Raw genomic sequence first — 21190 nt, 5'->3', positions numbered from 1 at the left:
GCCCCCTCCCCGCACCGTCGACGCCCCAGCGGCGACAGCAGCACGCAGGGCGGGTACAACCCGCACCACTCGCCCCTCCCGCCCGCGCGACCAGCCGCACCCACCAGCCCACCCCGCCACCGCGGGTTGCGCCCCCTCCCCGCGCGGACGGAGCCCCAGCAGCGACAGCAGCACGCAGGGCGGGCGCAACCCGCACCGCTCACCCCTCCCGCCAGCGCGACCAGCGGCACGCACCAGCACGCCCCGTCACCGCGGGTTGCGCCCCCTCCCCGCGCGGAAGGCGCCCCAGCAGCGACAGCAGCGCGCAGGGCGGACGCAACCCGCACAACTCGACCCTCCCGCCCGCGCGACCAGCCGCACCCACCAGCCCAACCCCGCCACTGAGGGTTGCGCCCCCTCCGGGAGCCGTCGGCGCCCCAGCGGCGGCAGCAGCACGCAGGGCGGGCGCAACCCGCACCACTCGCCCCTCCCACCCGCGACCAGCCGCACCCACCAGCCCACCCCGCCAACGCGGGTTGCGCCCCCTCCCCGCGCCGTCGGCGCCCCAGCGGCGGCAGCTGCACGCAGGGCGGGCGCAACCCGCACCGCCTGCGGGCGGGCGCACGTAGGATCGGGTGCGTGAGCGACGAACCGGCCGATCCCCCTGTGACCCGCAGCCACATCTACCTCGTCCGTCACGGGGAGACGGAGTGGAGCCTGTCGGGGCGGCACACCGGCCGCACCGACATCCCCCTCACCGCGACGGGCGAGGCGCAGGCCCGCGCCGCGGGCCGCGTGCTCGCCGGGCACGACTTCGGCGTGGTCTACACCTCCCCGCGGCAGCGAGCCCGGCGGACGGCCGAGCTCGCCGGCTTCGGTGACCGCGCCCACGTGCTCGAGGACCTCGCCGAGTGGGACTACGGCGCCTACGAGGGCCTGCTGAAGCCCGAGATCGAGCGGCTCCACGGCGGCCCGTGGTCGATCTGGGCCGACGGCGCGATGAAGGACGACGAGGGCCGCGGCGAGGACGCCGCGGACGTCCAGGCGCGTGCCCGCGCCGTCATCGAGCGCGTCCGCCCCGCGCTCGTGGCGGGCAAGGACGCACTCGTGTTCTCCCATGGGCACTTCCTCCGCTCCCTCGCCGTAACCTGGCTCGGCGTCCCGATCTCCTCCGGAGAGCGCATCGCGCTCGACACCGCGAGCCTGTCCATCCTCGGCTTCGAGCACGGGAAGCACGTGCTGCGGCTCTGGAACCGCACGCCCTACACGGAGTGACACGCATGCCGCCCGCCGCACCGCTGACGCCGCTCGACGCCCTCACCGAGATCGCCTTCCGGCTCGAGCTCGAGCGGGCGCCGTCGTTCAAGGTGCAGGCGTTCCGCCGCGCCGCCGGCGTCGTCGCGGGCCTCGGCGACGAGCAGGTGGCCGCGCGGGCCGCATCCGGAAGGCTCTCGAGCCTCAAGGGCATCGGCTCGAGCACCCTGTCGGTGATCACGCAGGCACTCGCGGGCGAGGTCCCCGAGTATCTCGCGAAGCTGCGCGACCGCGAGCCCGACATCCTCGGCGGCGTCGACGCCGCCCTCGAGCTGCGTGCTCAGGTGCGGGGCGATCTGCACTCGCACAGCGAGTGGTCCGACGGCACCGTCCCGGTCGAGCTCATGGCCTCCACGGCCCGGATGCTCGGACGCGAGTACCTGGCCCTCACCGACCACTCCCCTCATCTCACCATCGCTCACGGCCTCACCGCGGAGAGGCTGCTCGAGCAGCTCGACCTGGTGGCGGAGATCGACGAGGCCGCGGACGGGTTCCGGCTGCTCACCGGCATCGAGACCGACATCCTCGAGGACGGCACGCTCGACCAGGCGCCCGAGCTGCTCGACCGCCTCGACGTCGTCGTGGCGAGCGTGCACTCCGATCTGCGCGCCGACCGGGCGACCATGACGACGCGGATGCTCGGGGCCGTCGACGATCCGCGCACCAACGTGCTCGGGCACTGCACGGGCAGGCTCGTCGAGGGCTCGCGCGGCACGCGTCCACCGTCCCAGTTCGATGCGGAGCGCGTCTTCGCCGCCTGCGCGGCGAACGACGTGGCGGTCGAGATCAACTCGCGTCCGGAGCGGCAGGATCCGCCCGACGACCTCATCCGGATCGCCCTCGACGCCGGCTGCCTCTTCAGCATCGACTCGGACGCGCACGCGCCCGGTCAGCTCGCGTTCATCGACTACGGGGTCGCCCGAGCCGCCGCGGCGGGAGTGCCCGCCGACCGCATCATCACCACCTGGCCGGTCGACCGCCTGCTCGCCTGGACCACCGCGTTCTGAGCGGCCGACGAGGTCGTTGAGCCCGCATCCTCACCGGTGAAAGTGAGGAAATAGTAGACATAAAGTCTCGTGTCCAATCGTGCTACAGTCATCAGCATCGTCCCCCAGGACGCGCACTCTCTGTGCGGTGCGGGTTCGACCGTTTCGGGTCCGGTCGAACCCGCACATTTCTGTGCGGCGCGGTTCTCAGAGCAGCCAAGGCCCTCGGCGCGGCCGCGGTTCTGCGCGCGACACCGGTCCTCGGCCGCGCGACGCGGACCGCCCATCGTCATCCGCGGTCACGCGTCTCTCACGATGCGGCAGCGCTGGCATAGTGGAGATCGTGCCCGAAGACCAGGTCCTCCCTCCCGTCGTGACCAGCAGGGCGGACGCCCTCGCCCTCGGACGCGAGCTGGCCGACGAGTTCACGTCGGTCGCCGTGTCTCGAGACGCCGAGGGCACCGCGCCGTTCGACGAGGTGCGACGACTGCGCGCCACCGGTCTCCTCCCCGCCGCGATCCCCGCCTCGCTCGGCGGGGGCGGACTCGACTGGCCGACGATCTTCGAGACGATCCGGCCGCTCGCTCGGGTCGATGCGGGACTGGGCCACGTCGTCGCCTATCACTTCCTCCAGTCGTGGCGCATCCGGCTCAACGAGGAGACCGCGCGCATCGAGGCGCTGCAGCGCCGATCCGCCGAGCGGCACTGGTTCTGGGGCGGAGCCGGCAACCCCCGCGACGCCACCCTCGAGCTCACCCCGGTCGACGGCGGGTTCACCGTGCGCGGGAGGAAGTTCTTCGCGACCGGAGCGCAGGTGTCCGATCGCATCGTGGCGAGCGCCACGCGGACGGACGACGACGAGAAGTACGCGATCGTGATCGACGCGCACCTGCCCGAGGTGGTGCACCACGACGACTGGGACAACATCGGGCAGCGGCTGTCCGCCTCCGGGTCGGTGTCGTTCGAGGACGCGTTCGTCCCCGACGAGCACGTCCTCGGACCGAGCGAGCAGGCGGGAGCCCGCTACCGGCCGTACGCCTCGCTCTCGGGCTTGTCGTTCCAGCTCGCCCTCGCGCATCTCCAGGTCGCGATCGCGGAGGGCGCTCTCGCGGTCGCCGCCGACTACGTGCGGAACGGGACCCGCCCCTGGGGCACGAGCGGGGTCGATCGCGCGGTCGACGACCCGTACACCCGGGAGCTCACGGGCCGGCTGGCCTCGGCGACCAGGGCTTCGGATGCGCTGGTCTGGCGCGCCACCGACCTCTTCGCCGCGGCGGAGGAGAAGGGCTGGGAGCTCGGGGACGACGAGCGCGGGGAGCTGTCGATCGAGCTGTCCGCGGCCAAGGTCGAGACGTCACGGCTGGCCCTCGACGTCTCGTCGCGCGTCTTTGACCTCACCGGCGCGCGGGCGACGGCCTCCCGGTACGGGTTCGACCGGTTCTGGCGGAACGCCCGCACGCTGACCCTCCACGACCCCGCCGTGTACAAGGCGCGCGAGGTGGGCGACAGGCTGCTCACCGGAGAGTTCCCCGAGCCCTCGGGGTATAGCTGATCGTGGGTCGACCGGCGGTGGCGCGCCCGCGCATCCGGTGGTCGACTCGAAGGAGCGGATGCGCAGCATCCCGGAAGGAGACACCGTGAGCGACACCAGCACCCCCGGCGACGAGCCGTTCTTCGACCGCGAGGAGGCCTTCGAGGAGGCCAACGACCTCGAGACCAACGACGCCGTGGCCGGAGAGACCGTGTGGGAGGGACCGGGCGACGGCAACGACGGCCCCACGGGCGGATCTCCCCGCGAGGGCGCTCCGGACTGGAGCCAGCAGGGCGACACCCAGTACCGCGCCCCCGAGGCGCCCGAGGAGGAGGCGCCGGGCGAGTTCCCGTCCGACGAGCGCCTCGATCCCGACCTCGGTCCGGGCGTCGGCGACGGCCCCGAGCAGTCCGATCCCGACGAGGAGACCGTCTGACCCGGGTCTGCCGCCTCGGCGCGGCGCTCCGCGTCGCGTGCAGCACACCACCCGTTCCGCCACTCTCTTGACCTTTCGCCACGCGCATGCGGATGGCGAAAGGTCAGGAGGGTGGCGAACGCGTCTGGGGGGCGGGAGGGCGGCGCGGGAGGCGCCGTCGCTCCGCGGCGCGGGAGGGTGCCTGGGTCAGCCCAGGGTGGCACCGAAGACGAGGCCGAGGAGATACGTGGCGGCGGCCGCGCCGAAGCCGATCGCGAGCTGCCGCACCGCGCGCTTCAGGGGCGAGGCCCCGGAGAGCAGGCCGACCACGGCACCCGTGCCGAGCAGGGCGATGCCGACGAGCCCGGCCGCGACCGCGACGGCCACGAGACCCGTGAGCCCGAAGAGGTAGGGGATCACCGGGACGACCGCGCCGGAGGCGAAGAACAGGAAGCTCGAGATCGACGCCTGCCACGCCGTGCCGATCTCCTCGTGCTCGTCGAGGTTGGCGTCCACGCCGCCGGCCGCTCCCACCCCGTCGGACGAGTCGCCCTCGGTGTCGCCGGGCCGCGCCGACGGGACCACGCGGATCGCGGACGTCGACGACGAGAGTCCCGAAAACACGTCGCGTGCCCTCGCCTCGGCCTCCTCCTCGCTCATGCCTCGGGCGCGGTAGACGAGGGCGAGCTCGTTGGCGTCGACGTCCAGCTTCGGCACGGCGGTCGACGCCTGAGGGTCGGGGGTGGAGGCCGCGAGCAGCTCCCGCTGCGAGCGCACGGAGACGTACTCCCCCGCTCCCATCGACAGGGCCCCGGCCAGCAGGCCCGCGACACCGCTGGCGAGCACGACCGTGTTCGAGACCCCGGTGGCGCTCATCCCGAGCACGAGCGCGAGGTTCGACACCAGGCCGTCGTTCGCCCCGAACACCGCCGCCCGGAACGTGCCGGACAGACGGCTGCGGCCCCGGGCCGCGAGCGCCCGGACGACCTCGCCGTGGATCCGCTCGTCGGCCGCCATGGCCTCGGTCGCGTCGTCGTCGGTCTCGTAGGGCGACCTCGCCTCGGCGCGCTGCATGAGGGCCAGCACGAAGACGGAGCCGAAGCGCTTGGCCAGCACCCCGAGCATCCGGGTGCGGAAGTCGGCGCGCACGGGCTTGCCGACGTCGTCGCCGAGGAGCTCGACCCAGTGCGCCTGGTGGCGCCGCTCGGCCGCGGCCAGCGAGAGGAGGATCTCGCGCTCGGAGCCGCTGCGTCGCTCGGCCAGCTCGTCGTACACCTTGGCCTCGGCCACCTCGTCGGCGAGGTACCGGCGCCAGCGGCGCAGGTCGGCGGGGGTCGCGGTCACCCCTCCATCCTCCCATCCTCCGACAGCACGCCCGCCCCGCCGGCCGCCCCCTCGCCGAGGGCGAGGTGACCGTCGAAAGGGACGCTGAGATGCGTCACGGCGCCGTATTCGGGGCGTGCGAGCTGTGAGCGTACCTTTCTGCGGCCGCCCCGCCGCGGCCCACTCCGCGGGAACCCCGGGCCGATAGCATTTCGGTCATGGCGGATGGGGAACGCGAGGACGGGTGGCTCCGCGAGCTGGCCCGCCTGAAGCCCGCGAGGTTCCCGGTCGCGCTGGCCGTGCGCACGTTCCTCGCCGCGGCCGTGCCGCTCTTCCTCGGCCTCGCCACGGGACAGTTCCTGCTCGGGCTCTACGTCACACTCGGCGCCCTGATGACCACCACCGCCGACCGCGGCGGCGCCTACCGCACCCGGTTCCGGCAGCTGCTCGTGACCGCCCCGCTCGGCGCACTCGGCTTCACGCTGGGCCACGTGGTCGCCGGCCACGGCTGGCTCACCGTCGTCCTGCTCGCCGCCGTCGGCCTGCTCTCGGGCCTCCTCAGCGGGTACGGCGCGGCGTTCTCCCTCGGCTCGATGCAGATGCTCGTGTTCACCATCGTCACGGTCGGCGTCACCAGTCCGCTGCCCTGGTGGGTGCCGTCGGTGCTGTACCTCGCGGGAGGGCTCTTCACCGCGGTGATGCTCGCCCTCGAGTCCCTCGTCGACCGCCGGCGACCCGAGCGGGCGGCTTTGCGCAGCTCGATCGTGGCCCTCGCCGAGCTGAGCGCAGCGAGCGACGACGGCGACGACGCCGCCTTCGAGCGCGCACGCCAGAAGCTCACCGACGTGACCGCGGCGGCCTACCGCACCCTCCTCGACACCCGCGCCCGCAGCGAGGGACGCACGCTGCAGGCGGATCGCGACGCCGTTCGGCTGGCCGGCATCAGCGAGGTCTCTTCCGCGCTCATCGCCGCCCATGCCGCGGGACAGCGCACGGCGGATGCGACGGCCTGGCTCAGCGCGATGGCCGACGCGCTCGCGAAGCGCGGCTCGCGGCCCCCGTCGCCGCCCGAAGTCGATCTCGAGAGCACGCAGACGCTCCGCCGCACCCTCGAGCTGGCCGAGGCGATCTGGCCGCGCGACCGTGCCCTCAGCGCGGCCACCCGGTCGATCCCCGTCGTCACGTCGAGCTCACCCGCCGTCGCCCGCGCCGCATCCGAGACCCGGGTTCCCGGCGCCGTCGGCCGCGCGACGCCGCTGCCGGTGGGCCCCACCGCCCAGCCCGCCGGCGCGTCCGTCCTCTCTCAGCTGCTGGTCGGCCGCGCGGTGGTCACGAGCGCCGTCCGCCTGGCGCTCTGCATCGGGATCGCCGCGATCGCCCAGCACTGGGTGCCGGGTGACCGCTCCTACTGGATCGGGCTGACCGTCGCCCTCGTGCTGAAGCCCGACTTCGGCTCGGTGTTCGCCCGCGCGGTGCAGCGCAGCATCGGGACGGTGATCGGCGTCGCGATCGGAGTGGGCATCCTGGCGCTCGTGCCCAAGAGCGAGCTGGCGATCCTCATCCTCATCATCGCCCTGCTCGCCGCCGTCCTGCCCTGGAGCGGGCAACGGGGCTACGGGCTGCAGAGCATCTTCCTCGCTCCGTTCGTCCTGCTCATCTTCGACCTCATCTCCCCCGGACCTCAGACGGTCGACTACGGCGCGCAGCGCCTGCTCGACACCGTGGTCGGATGCGTGATCGTCCTGGTCTTCGGCTACCTCATCTGGCCGAGGTCGCTGCGCTCGAGCCTGCCCGTCGCCGTCGCCGACGCGGTGGATGCGGTCGCCGCCTACGTCCGCGGCGCGACGGTCTCCGAGGCGCCCGATCCCGCCGCGGGCGCGGAGCTGCGCCGGCGGATGACGGGGCTGCGCCGCACCGCCTACCGCACGCTGTCGGATCTGCGCATCCAGCTGCAGCGCTCGCTCGCCGAGCCGCCGCCGGCGAGCAGGGAGGCGAAGGCCTGGTTCCCCGCCGTGGCCGCCGCGGAGCGCCTCTGCGACCGCGTCACCGTGTACGCGCAGAACCGCCGCCGTGGCGGCCCGCAGCCCGACCACGAGGCGTCGGAGGCCGTCGCCGCGGAGCTGGAGGCGCTCAGCAGGCTCGCCCGGTCCACCGCACCCCGCCCGGGGCGGTGGCGCGCCGACTCCGCCGACGAGGCCGCGGGCCCCGAGGCCATGCTCGACGCCCTCGAGCGCTCGGCGACCCGCTTCAGCGCCGCGGTCGACACCCCGGCGTGAGCCGCCGCCGATCGGCGTCGTCCCCGCACACGAAGACCCCCGTCGCCCTGGGGGCGCGGGGGTCTGTCGAGGACGACCGGATCAGGCCGGGACGGACGCCAGCTCGTCGTGCGTGGCGAACTTCGCCGAGATCTCGCTGCCGGTGAAGTTGCCCACCCAGCCGTCGTCGTCGTGGAAGAAGCGCACCGACACGTAGTCGGGGCGCAGACCCATGTCGAACCAGTGGGTCGTGTTCACCGGCACCGAGATGACGTCACCCTGCTCGCAGTAGACGGCGTAGACCTTGCCGCCGACGTGGAGGTAGAAGACGCCGGTGCCGCGGGCGAAGAAGCGGTCCTCGTCGTCGTCGTGCTGGTGCTCGTTGAGGAACTTCGCGCGGCTGGCCACGGCCTTCTCGCGGTACTCGTCGGTGTCGGCCGGCGTCATCGTCATGACGTCGACGTAGGTGTAGCCGTGCTCGGCGTTGACCGCCGCGATCTCGTCCGCGTACGCCGCGAGCACCTCGTCCTGGGTGGGATCGGCGGAGAGCTCCTTGACCTCCCAGCGGCTGAAGCGCGCGCCGAGTCCGTTGAGCTGCTCGGTGATGACGTCGACGTCTCGGGTCTGGAGGACGGGCGTCTCGGGATCGGTGTCGTTCCACACGGTGAGAAGGGTCATATACCCATGCTATTCCGCTCGCCCGCGGCGAGTCGCGCACGGTAACACTGCGCAACATCGATTTCCTGCGCACCACGCCGAGCGCTTTGATGGTCGAGCACCACAATCCTCGCCGCCGATGAGGTCGGTGAGCACCCACGCCCTCGCTCACAGCACCCGAAGGACCCACCATGGCACTCTCCCGCCGAGCACTGAGGCTCCGCTCCGTCGCGGTCACCGCCGTCGCCGCCGCCTCCCTCCTCGCGCTCAGCGCCTGCTCCCAGTCGAACGGCTCCCCCGCGAGCACGTCCGGCGGACAGGCCGCGCCGGCCACCGCATCCGCCCCGTTGCCCGCCCCGTTCGACGGCGACCCGGTCAAGGTCGCCCTGGTGCGCCAGAGCGGTGCCGGCGACTACTTCGAGGCGTGGGGCGCCGGCGCCCAGGCGCAGGCCAAGGCGGCGAACATCGACCTGACGGTGACGGATGCGCGCAACGACAACGCGAAGCAGGCCAGCGACCTCGAGCAGGCCATCGCCTCCAAGCCCGACGCGATCATCATCGACCACGGCCAGACCGACACCCTCCAGCCCCTGGTCACCGAGGCGGTCACCGCGGGCATCCCGGTCGTCGTCTACGACCTCGCACTCAACGACACGACGGGCGTGATCAGCACCAGCCAGTCCGACGAGTCGATGGCCAGCGGCGTGCTCGACCAGCTCGTGAAGGACGTCGGCGACGGCGCCAAGGTCGGCTACGTCTCGGCGACCGGCTACGCCGCGCTCGACCGTCGAGCGGCCGTCTGGGACGAGTACGTGAAGGACCACGACCTCGACGTCGTGTTCTCCACCGGAAAGGTGACGGAGTCGACCGCGACCGACAACATCCCGCTCGTCGACGCCGCCCTGAAGCAGAACCCCGACGTACAGGCGATCTTCGCGCCCTACGACGAGATCACGAAGGGCACGGTCCAGGCCGTGATCCAGAACAACCTGCAGAGCAAGGTGAAGGTGTACGGGATCGACATCTCGAACGCCGACATCGAGGTCCTCACGCAGGACGGCAGCCCCTGGGTCGCCACCTCGGCGACCGACCCGGCCGCCGTCGGCGCGGGCGTCGTGCGCTCGCTCGCCCTGAGCCTGGCCGGACAGCTCGACGAGACCGAGGTCACGTTCCCGGCGATCACCGTGACGCAGCAGTTCCTGCTCGACAACGGCATCACCAACGTGCAGCAGCTGCGCGACCAGGAGCCGACGCTCCTGCTCGACGACACCGTCACGGCGGATTGGCTGCCCGCGGTCTCCGGATGACGATCGGATCCTCCGCGCCCGCAGGGCGCACCCCGGCTGAGGGGCACGACGTTCCCGTCGTGTCCCTCACGGGCGTCTCCGTCGCCTACGGCTCGAACCTCGTGCTGCAGGACGTGACCCTCGACTTCCACCCGGGCGAGATCACCGCGCTCCTCGGGGCGAACGGGGCCGGGAAGTCGACCCTCATCAAGGCGCTGTCCGGGGCCAACTCGCGCTACGAGGGCACGGTGAGGCTGAACGGCGAGACCGTGCACCTCTCCTCCCCCACGCAGGCCCGGCAGCTCGGCATCTCGACGGTGCATCAGAAGGTCGCCGACGGCATCGTCCCCGGGCTCAGCGTCGCTGAGAACCTCACGCTCGACGACCTCGCCGAGGCCACGCGGCATCCGCTTCGCTCGCGTGGCCGCCAGCGCGAGGACGCCCGGCGGGCCCTGGCCACGCTGGGCCTGGACTGGCCCCACTCCGTCCTGGGTCAGGATGCGGCCCTGCTGCCCATCTCGGACGCCCAGCTGCTCGTGCTGGCCAGGGCGTTGCGCACCACGCCACGGCTCCTCATCCTCGACGAGCCCACCTCCGCCCTGACGGCGGCCGAGGCGGACCGGCTGTTCGGCGTCCTGACGTCCCTGCGCGCATCCGGACTCTCGATCCTGTACGTCTCGCACCGGTTCGGCGAGATCGAGACGCTGGCCGACCGCGTCGTGGTCCTCCGCGACGGACGGGTGCAGAGCGACTCCGCGCGTCCCTTCGCGTGGCACGAGATCCTCCACGACATGCTCGGCCGGGCCACCGCGGTGCAGCACGACCGCGGGACGACCCTGCGCGGCACGGAGACGGTGGCGAGCGTCGACGGGGTCCGGCTCCTCCCCGAGTCGGCGCCGCTGTCGCTCGAGATCCGCTCGGGCGAGGTCCTGGGCGTGCTCGGGCTCATCGGCGCCGGCAAGACCGAGATCGCCGAGCTGCTCGCCGGGCTCGCCCGCCCCGCCACGGGCGGCCTCACGCTCGCCGGTCACCCGTACTCGCCGAAGCGCCCCGGCGACGCGCTCCGCGCCGGCGTGGTGCTCGTGCCCGAGGACCGTCAGCGCCAGGGCATCCTGCCGGGGTGGTCGGTGCTGCGGAACATCACCCTCCCCTTCCTCGCGGAGTCGAGCGCGGTGGGCGTGCTGCGACGTCGTGCGGAGCGCTCGCGCGCCGAACGGGTGATCGCGTCGCTCGACGTCGTCACGACGGGCCCGGAGGCGTTCATCGACGACCTCTCGGGCGGCAACCAGCAGAAGGTGGTCGTCGGACGCTGGCTCTCGGCGTCGCCCCGCGTGGCTCTCCTCGACGAGCCCTTCCGCGGCGTCGACATCGCCGCCCGCCGGGAGATCGGGGCGCGGCTCGCCACGCTCGCGGGCGACGGCGGTGCGGCCGTGGTGCTCTCCAGCGACGTCGACGAGATCCTTGAGGTGGCCGACCGGATCGTCGTGCTGGTCGGCGGCGAGATCGCCCTCGATGCCTACGCCGACGAGGTCGGCCGCGCCGAGGTGATCGGCGCGTTCCTGGGCGCCGACCACGCGGTCGAGGATCCGGGGTCGCGGCTCGCGGGGCCCAGCGCCACCGCCGACCCGCCGCCCGCAGAGCCCGATCACGGCGCCCCCTCGCCCGATCCTGCACCCGACGGCTCCCCCTCAGACCCCTTCCGCGACGACCGCGGCCCCTCCCCCGAAAGGACCGAAGCATGAGCGGCCCCACCCTGGCCCGCCCCGCAGCCTCCGCCGGCGAGCGCGTGTCCGCGTTCGTCGTGAAGTGGGGGTTCATCGCGGTCACCGTGGCGCTCATCCTCTACTTCGTGATCACGGAGCCCAACTTCCGCACCGTCGACAACGTCTTCGGCATGCTCAAGTTCATCGCGCCCACGGCCATCGCGGGGCTCGGCGTGATGCTGGCGATGACGGTGGGCGGCATCGACCTCTCCGTCGGCGCCAACGCGGGCTTCGCGGTCTCGATCGCGGCGTGGACGATGGTGATCGGCAACCAGGTCGGCGGCATCGCGGTGTCGGTCGTGCTGGTCTGCGGCCTGCTGATCGGCGCGGTCAACGCGTTCCTCGTCGTGGTCGCGCGCATCCCCGACCTGCTCGCCACCCTGACCACGATGTTCGTGATCGTCGGCCTCAAGCTCATCATCGTCGACGGCAAGTCGATCTCGTCCCAGATGACCCTCGCCGACGGCACCACCGCGCCCGGTCGGTTCACGGCGGACTTCCTCTGGCTCGATCGCGGATCGATCGGTCCGGTCCCGGTGCCCGTGATCCTCTTCTTCCTCGTGACGCTCATCCTGTGGTTCGTGCTCGAGCGCACGCGCTGGGGACGCGCGCTGTTCGCCGTGGGCACGAACGCGGAGGCGGCGAGGCTCGCCGGCGTCCGGGTGCAGTGGTACCGCACCGCCGCGTACATGGCCTGTGGTCTGCTGGCGTCGATCGCCGGTCTGCTCCTGGCGGCGCGGATCGGGCAGGGCGACGTCAGCGCGGGCAACTCCCTCCTGCTGGATGCCGTCGCCGTCGCCCTGGTCGGCGTCTCGGTGCTGGGGATCGGACGCCCGAACGCGTGGGGCACCGCCCTCGGCGCGGTGCTCATCGCCGTGATGGTGACGGGGTTCTCCATGCTCGGACTGCCGTACTACGCCCAGGACTTCGGCAAGGGCGTGGTGCTCCTCATCGCGCTGCTGTTCAGCTTCACGTTCTCGCGCCGACGCACGGTCGTCACCGCGGGATCCACGACGAGCTCCTGAGCGCTCGCGCTCGAGTGCTCACTTCTGGCGCCGCCGTCGCGCGGATGCCGCCAGAAGCGAGCACTCGCTGACGAAGCGGATCCGGCACAGGTCTTTAGGTGCACCTAAAACTGCTGTACGTTTTAGGCGTGCCTAAAGATGTCGCCGCCGTCGTCGACTCCTCCGCGCCCCACGGGCGTCCCGACGGGCTCACACCGCGCTGGTGGCACTCGATCGCCCTGTTCGGTCCCGCGTTCGTGGCGGCCATCGCGTACGTCGACCCCGGCAACGTCGCCGCCAACCTGACCAGCGGGGCGCAGTTCGGGTACCTCCTGGTGTGGGTGCTGGTGCTGGCGAACGCGTTCGCCGTGCTCATCCAGTACCAGTCCGCCAAGCTCGGGGTGGTCACCGGGCGCACCCTGCCCGAGCTCGTGGGCTCTCGCGCCCGCCCGTGGACCCGCCGCGCGTACTGGCTGCAGGCCGAGGTGGTCGCGGCCGCGACCGACGTCGCGGAGGTGATCGGCGGGGCGATCGCCCTCAACCTGCTGTTCGGTCTGCCGCTCGTCGTCGGCGGCCTGATCGTCGGGGTCGTCTCCCTCGGGCTGCTGCTCGTGCAGGCCGCGCGGCGGCAGCGCACGTTCGAGTTCGTGATCGTCGGGCTCCTCGCGGTGATCGCGATCGGCTTCCTCGCGGGCACGTTCGTGGCGCCGATCGACTGGCCCGCTGCCGCCGAGGGGCTCGTGCCGCGGTTCGACGGCACGCAGTCGGTGCTCCTCGCCGCGAGCATGCTCGGCGCGACGGTGATGCCGCACGCGATCTACCTCCACTCCGGACTCGCCCGCGACCGTCACCACGCCGAGCTCGCCCACGCGGCGGAGTCGGGGACGGTGGTCCACACCGGTGCCGCTGAGCCCGCTGCCGGGCCCGCTGCGCCGTCGGTCGCCGGCGTCGGCACCGGCGTCGGCGCTCCCGGTCCGCGGTTCGCCGCCGAGCCGTCGCGGCTGCGCACGCTGCTGCGGGCGACGAAGGGCGACGTGGTGGGGGCGCTCGTCGTGGCGGGGGCCGTGAACATCGCGATGCTGCTGCTCGCGGCGGCCGCACTGCGGGGCGTCGAGGGCACCGACTCGATCCCCGGCGCGTACCAGGCCATCCAGGCCGCCCTGGGTCCGGTGGTCGCGACGGTCTTCGCGATCGGCCTCCTCGCCTCCGGTCTCGCCTCCACCTCGGTCGGCGCGTACGCCGGGAGCGTCATCATGGCGGGGCTGCTGCGCGTGCGCGTGCCGCTCCTCGCGCGCCGCGCGGTCACGCTCATCCCGGCGCTCGTGATCCTCGCGCTCGGGGTCGACCCCACCTACGCCCTCGTCCTCAGCCAGGTGCTGCTGAGCATCGGGATCCCGTTCGCGCTCGTCCCGCTGTTCCGCCTCACCGGCGACCGCGCCCTCATGGGCGAGTTCGCGGACGGCACGGTCAAGCGCGTCGTCGCCTGGACGGTGGTCGCCCTCATCGTCGCGCTCAACCTCGTCCTCATCGTCCTCGCCCTCACCGGCGCCTGACCCGCCGCGCGCGCCGGCCCGCCGGCCCGCCCGCCTCGGCGCGGCACCGCAGGTTTCGCGCCCTCTCTGACCTTCCGCGTGCCCAGTGGGCAGGCGATTCTCCAGAAGGGCCGCGAAACCCGACGGCGGGGCGGGTCACGGCAGGATGGAGGGATGAGCGAGAGCGCGTTCGCCGTCGGGTCCATGTCCCGCTTCCACGAGATCGTGTCCGCGCGATCCGTCCTCGAGGCGCAGGACACGATGCTCGCCGAGCTCCACGCCGAGGGCTTCGCGGTGGCGGCACCGTCGTACGCGGACGGGATCTGGTCGGTGCGCTACGCCGAGATCGGCGACGACCGCAAGTCGAACTGGTCCGAGTGGGGGCTCGAGGTGTTCCCGCTCCTGTCGCTCGTCGGCGTGCGACGCCACATCGCCCGCTGCGCGGCCCCGGTCGCCGTCACGCCGACCGCGACCGGCTCGCGCCTCATCACCCACGTGGTCTGGGGCTTCCGCGGCGATGGCGGCAGCGTCCGCTACGCCGCTCGCCGCCTCCGCGACGCCGCCGAGCGCGCCTCGGACCGCCTGGGCGGCGTCCACCGCGAGCAGCTGAGCCCGTTCGACGGCGACGCCCCCGTCCACGCGAAGGCCTTCGACCGCCTCACCGGCTGGCGCCACCTCCGCTGACCTACCTCCTGCCCCTTCGTGCGTCCCGGGTCACCGCCGAAAGGTCGCCCGAGAGCGGACTCACCGCGTCCATCCCGTCACCTCCGCGCTGACGGTACGTTTCGACGCCCGCTCGCACCGTTGCACTCCCCGCGTCTCGACCGCGAGCGCACGCCTCCCGCGCTCCAGCATCCCGGCGAAGCGCCTCCGCGAGTACCCCCGGAAAGAGCGCTTTCCCGAGTCCGGCACCCGCGCGTTCTGGGTGTGCTCGGGTTAGGACGGGCGAGTGCACCCGGAAAGAGCGCTTTCCGAGTGACGACAGCCGCGGGTTCTGGGGGTGCTCGCGATGACGCGGGGCGCGGGGCGGGTGGCGCCGCAGGCGCCGACCGGGCGGCCCGGGCGGGGCTAGGCGAGGGAGCGGATGCGGGCGAGGGCGGCGCGCTGCTGCTGCTCGGAGAGCTGCGGGGTTCCGGCGGGGCGGAGGACGTAGCCGGTGCGCGGGTCGACCTGGTCGAGCGAGGCGGGGCCGAGGCGGCTCACGGTGTAGCCCGCGCGCGTCTCCATCCCGGCGACCACCCGGCGGACGATCAGCGCCACGATCGCCGCGGCGACGAGGACGACGCTCACCCAGAGGAGCTGATCGAGCATCCGCCCGCCGACCCAGCGCCAGCGCAGGGAGAAGGATCCGACGTTGAAGACCACGGTCACCACCACCGCGAGCGCGGCCAGGCCGCCCAGGATGCGCGACACGAGCGTCCAGATCGCGGACGAGGGCCGGGCGACGATCCGACGCCGGGTCGGGGTCGCGTAGGCGGCGCTCTGGCCCCACGGAGCGGACGGGGTCGCCGCCGCGGACGACCCCGCGGGCGACCCGCCGTAGCGCGCTCGCATCTCCTCGAGCACCGACCGCAGGGCGGCGATGCCGCGCGTCCCGGCGGGGAAGCCCGGCGCTCCGGCGACCGCGAAGGGCAGCACGACGGGCACGGTGCTGGTCGCGAAGCGCACCGCGAGGCCCGGCCGCCGCGCCTGGTCGTTGATCGCGAGCGACTCCTCCGTGAAGCCGAGCACGTACGGCCACGCCACGTCGAGGATCGACTGCGCGTCGCTGCCGCCGTCGTACACGTGCATGCCCGCGTCGTCGAAGGCGACCGCGTACCCGGCCGACGCCTGCGTGCGGATGACCTGGCTGAAGACGCCGGCGTCCTCGCGCACGCGCACGGCGTCGACCACCACCGCACCCGGATGCCGTGCCGCGATCGCCTGCTGGCGGACGTGCCGCTGCCAGCGGTTCGCGATCGAGGTGCCGGCGACCACCACGCCGAGGCCGGCGCCGATGAGGGCGGCCAGCCACAGGGGCACATCGCGGGAGCGGGCGAGGAGGATGATCCAGAACAGGACGCCGACCCCGGCTCCGGCGGGGATCGCGAGCAGCCAGAGGAACGCCCGTCCGAATCCCGAGGACGGCGCGCGCCCCGTCGTGGTCCGGTCCCAGCCCTGCGTTCCCTGTGCACTCACTGTCATGTACCCCTTTCAGGGACCATTATGTCGGCGGCCACGCGGGCCCGCTGGCCGGACCCGGCCCGAAGATGGGAGTTCGCCCCCGAGAGGTCGCCGGCGGCGACGGACTGCATATCGTTGAGTATCGTTCGCAGGTGTCCAGGAGGGTGTCATGAGCAGGTCGTTCACGAGCAACGGTTTCAGCGGCAGCGGCTTCGGCGGTTCGCGAGGCGGCGGCATCGAGGGCATCTGGGAGGCGATGGAGGAGTTCCGCTCCCGCTTCGAGAAGAAGGTCGGCACCAGGGTCGGTCGAGGTGACGTCCGCGCGGCCGTGCTCACCCTGCTGTCGGAGCGTCCGATGCACGGGTACCAGATCATCCAGGAGATCGAGGAGCGCAGCGGCGGCAGCTGGAAGCCCAGCGCGGGCTCCGTGTACCCGACGCTCCAGCTCCTCGCCGACGAGGGCCTGGTGAGCGCCGACGAGTCGAACGGCCGGAAGACCTACGCCCTCACCGAGGCCGGCCTCGTCGTGGCGGCGAGCTCCGCATCCGGCTCCCCGTTCGCGACCGCGGCGGAGTCCGACTCCGACTCCGACGGCGGTCGTCGCGGGCGCGGCGCCCTCCCCAAGGCGGGGTTCGAGCTGGCGCAGATCGCCGCGCAGGTGGGCCGGACCGGGACTCCCGAGCAGGTGGAGCAGGCCGTGGCCGAGCTCGAGGGCGCGCGCCGTCGGCTCTACGCGATCCTCGCCCAGGACTGACCGGGTGACAGCACCGGCACCGGCGGGGGCGGCGCCACGCCCAGATCGGGGCGACTCCGTGCCCGACGCCCGGATCTCGCGCGCCAGGTACCGGCGCATCCTCCGCTTCGCGGGCTGGAACCTCGCCGTCACGTGGTTCTTCGAGCTGCTCCTGCCCAGGATCGGGCTGACGCGCGTGGCCGAGCGCACGCGCGCGAAGCGGATGCAGCGGTTCGCGCGGCGGTTCCACGTGCTCGCCGTCGACCTGGGCGGGCTGATGATCAAGGTCGGCCAGTTCATGTCGTCGCGCCTGGACGTGCTGCCGCCCGAGATCACCAAGGAGCTCGAGGGGCTGCAGGACGAGGTGGCCCCGGTGCCGTTCGACGCCATCCGGGCCCTGGCCGAGGCGGAGCTCGGGATGCCGCTTCCCGCCGCGTTCGCGTACGTCGATCCGGTCCCGGTGGCGGCGGCATCGCTCGGCCAGGCGCACCGCGCCCGTCTCGTGCCCCGCGACGCGGCCGAGACCGGGCTGGATGCGGTGGTACTCAAGGTGCAGCGGCCCGGCATCGACACGATCGTCGAGGTCGATCTCGCCGCACTCCGCCGCGTCGGGCGGTGGCTCAGCCACGTCCGCCTCGTGTACTCCAGGGTCGACGCCCCCGCCCTCGTCGAGGAGTTCGCGCAGACGTCGCTCGAGGAGATCGACTACCTGCACGAGGCCGCCAACTCGGTGCGCTTCGCCGAGGAGTTCGCCGGCGATCCGCGGGTGGGCGTGCCCGAGGTGGTCTGGGAGCGGTCGACGCGCAAGGTCCTCACCCTGCAGGACGTGACGGCGATCAAGATCACGGATGCGGCGGGGCTGGCCGCGGCGGGCATCGATCCCGCCGAGGTGGCGCCCGTGTTCGCGGCGGTCATGTTCGACCAGCTGTTCACGAACGGGTTCTTCCACGCCGACCCGCACCCGGGCAACGTGTTCGTGACGCCGATGCCCCCGGGCTCGACGGACGCCGCGGTGCAGGCATCCGGGGAGCCCGTACCCGCGTGGCGCCTCACCTTCATCGACTTCGGGATGATGGGGACCGTCCCGCCGAACACCCGCAGCGGACTGCGCAAGATGCTCATCGCCGCCGCCTCCCGCGATGGGAAGGGGCTCGTCGCCGCGGCCCAGGACCTCGGCGTCCTGCTCGCCACCGCCGACACCCGCGAGCTCGAGCGCGCTCTCACGCAGCTCTTCGCCCGCTTCGGCGGGATGGGCTTCGCCGAGCTGCGCGAGGTCGACCCGCGCGAGTTCCGGGAGTTCGGGCTCGAGTTCGGGCACGTCGTGCGGTCGCTGCCGTTCCAGCTGCCGGAGAACTTCCTGCTCATCATCCGCGCCATGTCGCTGACCTCGGGGGTGTGCAGCGCGTTGAACCCGGCGTTCAACCTCTGGGAGTCGGTCGAGCCCTACGCCCAGCAGCTCATCCGCGAGGAGCGCGGCAACGTCGCCTCCGACATCGGACGCCAGGCGCTCGACAACCTCGCCCTCGCCTGGAGACTGCCCGCGCGCCTGGACGCGCTCGTCACCCGGGTCGAGGAGGGCTCGCTCGCGGTGACGAACCCGGCGCTCGAGCGGAGGATCGCACGCCTCGAGCGCACGATGACCCGCGCGGTGTCCGCTCTCCTCTTCGGAGCGCTGCTCGTGGCCGGCGCCGTGGTCCGCACCGAGGATGCGGTCTTCGGCACCGTGCTCATGGTCGTCTCGCTCCTGCCGCTCCTCCACTCGCTGTTCGGCGGCCGCCGCGGCGGCTGAGCCGGAGCTCGGCGCCCAGCCGGCGTCGGGCGTCGGCGCTCAGCCGGCGTCGGGCGTCGCTGTCGGGGTCCGCCGCGTCTCAGCCACGGAGGCGGGGTCTGGTACTGTGGTCGGACCACATGGTCTGACCACACGCGAGGAGGCGGGATGAGCGACCACGCCGAAGCACGCGCCTGGCAGACGGTGCTCGACCGCATCGAGGGCGACCTCCTCACGGGCGCACTCTCCCCCGGCGACCACCTCCCCTCGGAGCGCACGCTCGCCGCCGACCTCGGGGTCGGGCGCTCGTCGGTGCGCGAGGCCCTGCGCGTGCTCGAGGTGATGGGGCTCATCCGCACGCAGACCGGGTCGGGTCCGCAGTCGGGGGCGATCATCATCGCGCGCCCCTCCGGGGCCATGTCGGCGCTGCTGCGCCTGCAGGTCGCCGCCCAGGGGTTCGCCGTGGAGGACATCGTCGCGACCCGTCTGGTGCTCGAGTCGGCGGTGGCCGCTCAGCTGGCCACGCGCATCCGCGCCGCTGCCGTCAGCGGGTCGGCAGCCGGTGCCGCTCCCGCGCCGGATCTCGTCGAGGTGCACGAGCTGCTCGCCGCCATGGACGAGCCCGACATCGCCGACGCCCCAGCCGAGTTCCTCCCCCTCGACCAGGCGTTCCACCTCGCGCTCGCCGCCGCCTCGGGCAACCAGGTGATCGCGGCCACCATGGCCGGGCTCCGCGCCTCCATCGAGGCCTACGTGCTGGAGGGCGCGAGCCACCTCCCCGACTGGACCACGACGTCCCGTCGCCTCCGCGCCGAGCACCGCGCCGTGGTCGAGTCGATCACCGCCGGAGACCCCGCCTCGGCGGAGAGGCGGATGCGCGACCACATCGAGACCTACCACTCCGAGACCAGCCGGGCGCGGGCGGCCCACACCGCCAGCGCCGGCGGCTGACTCCCGTCCGTCCCCGAAAGGAAGCACCCATGGTCCAGCGCCGCATCCCCAAGGTGCGCGATCTCGCGCCGCTGATGCAGTTCAAGAAGCCGCAGCTGAACGCGAAGAAGCGCCGCCTCGACTCCGCGCTCACGGTCTACGACCTGCAGAGGATCGCCCGCCGCCGCACCCCGAAGGCGGCGTTCGACTACACGGAGGGCGCCGCCGAGGCCGAGCTCTCGCTGGCCCGCGCGCGCCAGGCGTTCGAGGACATCCAGTTCACCCCCTCGATCCTCCGCGACGTCTCGACGGTGACCACCGGATGGGACGTGCTGGGCGCACCCGTCTCCCTCCCGTTCGGCATCGCCCCCACGGGGTTCACGCGCATGATGCAGACCGAGGGCGAGATCGCCGGCGCCGGCGCCGCGGGTGCGGCCGGCATCCCGTTCTCGCTGTCCACGATGGGGACCACCGCCATCGAGGACGTCAAGGCGGCGAACCCGAACGGCCGCAACTGGTTCCAGCTCTACATGTGGAAGGATCGCGACCGCTCGATGGCCCTGGTCGAGCGTGCGGCCAAGGCGGGCTTCGACACCCTCCTCGTCACCGTCGATGTGCCCGTCGCCGGTGCCCGGCTGCGCGACAAGCGGAACGGCTTCTCCATCCCGCCGCAGCTGTCGGTCGGCACGGTCGTCAACGCGATCCCGCGACCCGAGTGGTGGATCAACTTCCTCACCACCGAGCCGCTCTCCTTCGCCTCGCTCGACCGCTGGTCCGGCACCGTGGGCGAGCTGCTCGACTCGATGTTCGACCCGACGGTCACCTTCGAGGACCTCGAGTGGATCCGCGACCAGTGGCCGGGCAAGGTCGTCGTCAAGGGCGTGCAGAGCATGGACGACGCGCGGCGCCTGGCCGAGGTCGGCGTCGACGGCATCACGCTCTCCAACCACGGCGGCCGTCAGCTCGACCGAGCCCCGATCCCGTTCCACCTGCTGCCCGACGTGGCCCGCGAGTACGGGAAGGACATGGAGATCCACCTCGACACCGGAATCATGTCGGGTGCCGACATCGTCGCCTCGGTCGCACTGGGCGCCCGCTTCACCCTGGTCGGCCGCGCGTACCTCTACGGCCTCATGGCGGGCGGCCGCGAGGGCGTCGACCGGATGATCGCCATCCTCGGCGAGCAGATCACCCGCACCATGCGCCTGCTGGGCGTGAACGCCCTCGAGGAGCTGAACCCGGGCCACGTCACCCAGCTCGAGCGCCTCATCCCCCGCGCCGTCGCCCCCGCGGCGGCGCAGGCCGCGGAGGCCGCCCCCGCCGCGCGCAAGGCCGCCCGCTCGGCGGCGCCTTCGGCGCCCAAGCCCGCGGCGAAGGCGCCGGCGAAGCCCGTCTCGAAGGACGAGGCCGCCACCCCCGCCACCCTCGACGCGTAGCACCCATCCCACGTGGTTTCGCGGCCTGTTTGGCGTTTCGCGGGGTCAGTGACCTAGCGAGACGCCAAACGGGCCGCGAAACCAGGACTACGGCGGGCGTGCGCGGGTGCGCGGG

17 protein-coding genes are annotated in these 21190 nt (G+C 72.9%); 14 read left to right on the top strand and 3 right to left on the bottom strand.

From position 1 onward, the window contains the following. Nucleotides 1-618 precede the first annotated feature (618 nt). The 4 genes from IEX69_RS16050 (at nucleotide 619) to IEX69_RS16035 (ending at nucleotide 4246) form a co-directional block, all read left to right on the top strand. Nucleotides 619-1254 (top strand): histidine phosphatase family protein, encoded by a 636-nt coding sequence (locus IEX69_RS16050; RefSeq protein ID WP_229756391.1) that lies wholly within the window; start codon nucleotides 619-621, stop codon nucleotides 1252-1254. Nucleotides 1255-1259: 5 nt separating this feature from the next. After that, nucleotides 1260-2300, top strand: coding sequence for a PHP domain-containing protein (locus IEX69_RS16045; protein WP_085018583.1), 1041 nt, complete (start codon nucleotides 1260-1262; stop codon nucleotides 2298-2300). Nucleotides 2301-2622: 322 nt separating this feature from the next. Then, nucleotides 2623-3831: an acyl-CoA dehydrogenase family protein gene (locus tag IEX69_RS16040; protein ID WP_174604394.1), complete on the top strand. Its 1209-nt coding sequence runs from the start codon at nucleotides 2623-2625 to the stop codon at nucleotides 3829-3831. An 85-nt stretch (nucleotides 3832-3916) separates the two neighbouring features. Then, nucleotides 3917-4246 carry a hypothetical protein gene (locus IEX69_RS16035; RefSeq protein WP_157127084.1) on the top strand — a complete coding sequence of 110 codons (330 nt, stop codon included), beginning with the start codon at nucleotides 3917-3919 and terminating at the stop codon, nucleotides 4244-4246. A gap of 186 nt (nucleotides 4247-4432) precedes the next feature. Here the strand turns inward: IEX69_RS16035 and IEX69_RS16030 are convergent, their stop codons facing one another. Beyond that, nucleotides 4433-5569, bottom strand: a complete 1137-nt coding sequence (locus IEX69_RS16030) for a VIT1/CCC1 transporter family protein (protein ID WP_229756390.1) — start codon at nucleotides 5567-5569, stop codon at nucleotides 4433-4435. Between the two features lie 197 nt (nucleotides 5570-5766). On the opposite strand from IEX69_RS16030, the gene IEX69_RS16025 reads away from it, so the two are divergent. Beyond that, a complete protein-coding gene (locus IEX69_RS16025) occupies nucleotides 5767-7824 on the top strand; it encodes an FUSC family protein (protein WP_085018580.1) in 2058 nt (685 codons plus the stop codon). Between the two features lie 81 nt (nucleotides 7825-7905). Here IEX69_RS16025 and IEX69_RS16020 read toward each other — a convergent pair whose 3' ends face one another. Next, complete coding sequence (locus IEX69_RS16020) at nucleotides 7906-8481, bottom strand: 1,2-dihydroxy-3-keto-5-methylthiopentene dioxygenase (RefSeq protein ID WP_085018578.1); 576 nt, start codon at nucleotides 8479-8481, stop codon at nucleotides 7906-7908. Between the two features lie 170 nt (nucleotides 8482-8651). Here IEX69_RS16020 and IEX69_RS16015 point away from each other — a divergent pair, with 170 nt between their 5' ends. The 5 genes from IEX69_RS16015 (at nucleotide 8652) to IEX69_RS15995 (ending at nucleotide 14729) form a co-directional block, all read left to right on the top strand. Then, complete coding sequence (locus tag IEX69_RS16015) at nucleotides 8652-9767, top strand: substrate-binding domain-containing protein (RefSeq protein WP_085018576.1); 1116 nt, start codon at nucleotides 8652-8654, stop codon at nucleotides 9765-9767. Beyond that, nucleotides 9764-11488 (top strand): sugar ABC transporter ATP-binding protein, encoded by a 1725-nt coding sequence (locus tag IEX69_RS16010; RefSeq protein WP_085018573.1) that lies wholly within the window; start codon nucleotides 9764-9766, stop codon nucleotides 11486-11488. The genes IEX69_RS16015 and IEX69_RS16010 overlap by 4 nt, the downstream gene beginning before the upstream one ends. Further along, nucleotides 11485-12534 carry an ABC transporter permease gene (locus IEX69_RS16005; protein WP_085018571.1) on the top strand — a complete coding sequence of 350 codons (1050 nt, stop codon included), beginning with the start codon at nucleotides 11485-11487 and terminating at the stop codon, nucleotides 12532-12534. The genes IEX69_RS16010 and IEX69_RS16005 overlap by 4 nt, the downstream gene beginning before the upstream one ends. A 128-nt stretch (nucleotides 12535-12662) precedes the next feature. Next, entirely contained in the window at nucleotides 12663-14066 is a 1404-nt protein-coding gene (locus tag IEX69_RS16000; RefSeq protein WP_085018569.1) for an Nramp family divalent metal transporter, read from the top strand. 153 nt (nucleotides 14067-14219) lie between these two features. Further along, nucleotides 14220-14729, top strand: a complete 510-nt coding sequence (locus IEX69_RS15995; protein ID WP_085018567.1) for a hypothetical protein — start codon at nucleotides 14220-14222, stop codon at nucleotides 14727-14729. A 384-nt stretch (nucleotides 14730-15113) separates the two neighbouring features. Here IEX69_RS15995 and IEX69_RS15990 read toward each other — a convergent pair whose 3' ends face one another. Further along, entirely contained in the window at nucleotides 15114-16223 is a 1110-nt protein-coding gene (locus IEX69_RS15990; protein WP_085018565.1) for a hypothetical protein, read from the bottom strand. Between the two features lie 154 nt (nucleotides 16224-16377). Here IEX69_RS15990 and IEX69_RS15985 point away from each other — a divergent pair, with 154 nt between their 5' ends. From IEX69_RS15985 to IEX69_RS15970, 4 genes are all read left to right on the top strand, one after another. Then, entirely contained in the window at nucleotides 16378-16962 is a 585-nt protein-coding gene (locus IEX69_RS15985; RefSeq protein WP_085018563.1) for a PadR family transcriptional regulator, read from the top strand. Nucleotides 16963-17020: 58 nt separating this feature from the next. Continuing rightward, nucleotides 17021-18730 (top strand): ABC1 kinase family protein, encoded by a 1710-nt coding sequence (locus IEX69_RS15980; protein ID WP_229756389.1) that lies wholly within the window; start codon nucleotides 17021-17023, stop codon nucleotides 18728-18730. A 147-nt stretch (nucleotides 18731-18877) separates the two neighbouring features. Further along, the gene (locus IEX69_RS15975) at nucleotides 18878-19660 is read left to right on the top strand and encodes a FadR/GntR family transcriptional regulator (RefSeq protein ID WP_085018559.1); all 783 of its coding nucleotides are present in this window, start codon (nucleotides 18878-18880) and stop codon (nucleotides 19658-19660) included. 29 nt (nucleotides 19661-19689) lie between these two features. Next, nucleotides 19690-21075 (top strand): alpha-hydroxy acid oxidase, encoded by a 1386-nt coding sequence (locus IEX69_RS15970; RefSeq protein ID WP_085018557.1) that lies wholly within the window; start codon nucleotides 19690-19692, stop codon nucleotides 21073-21075. Nucleotides 21076-21190 lie beyond the last annotated feature (115 nt).

Origin of the sequence: Cnuibacter physcomitrellae (genome assembly GCF_014640535.1) — a bacterium.
GTDB classification, from domain to species: Bacteria; Actinomycetota; Actinomycetes; order Actinomycetales; family Microbacteriaceae; genus Cnuibacter; species Cnuibacter physcomitrellae.
This window is presented reverse-complemented; position numbering and strand designations above follow the sequence as displayed.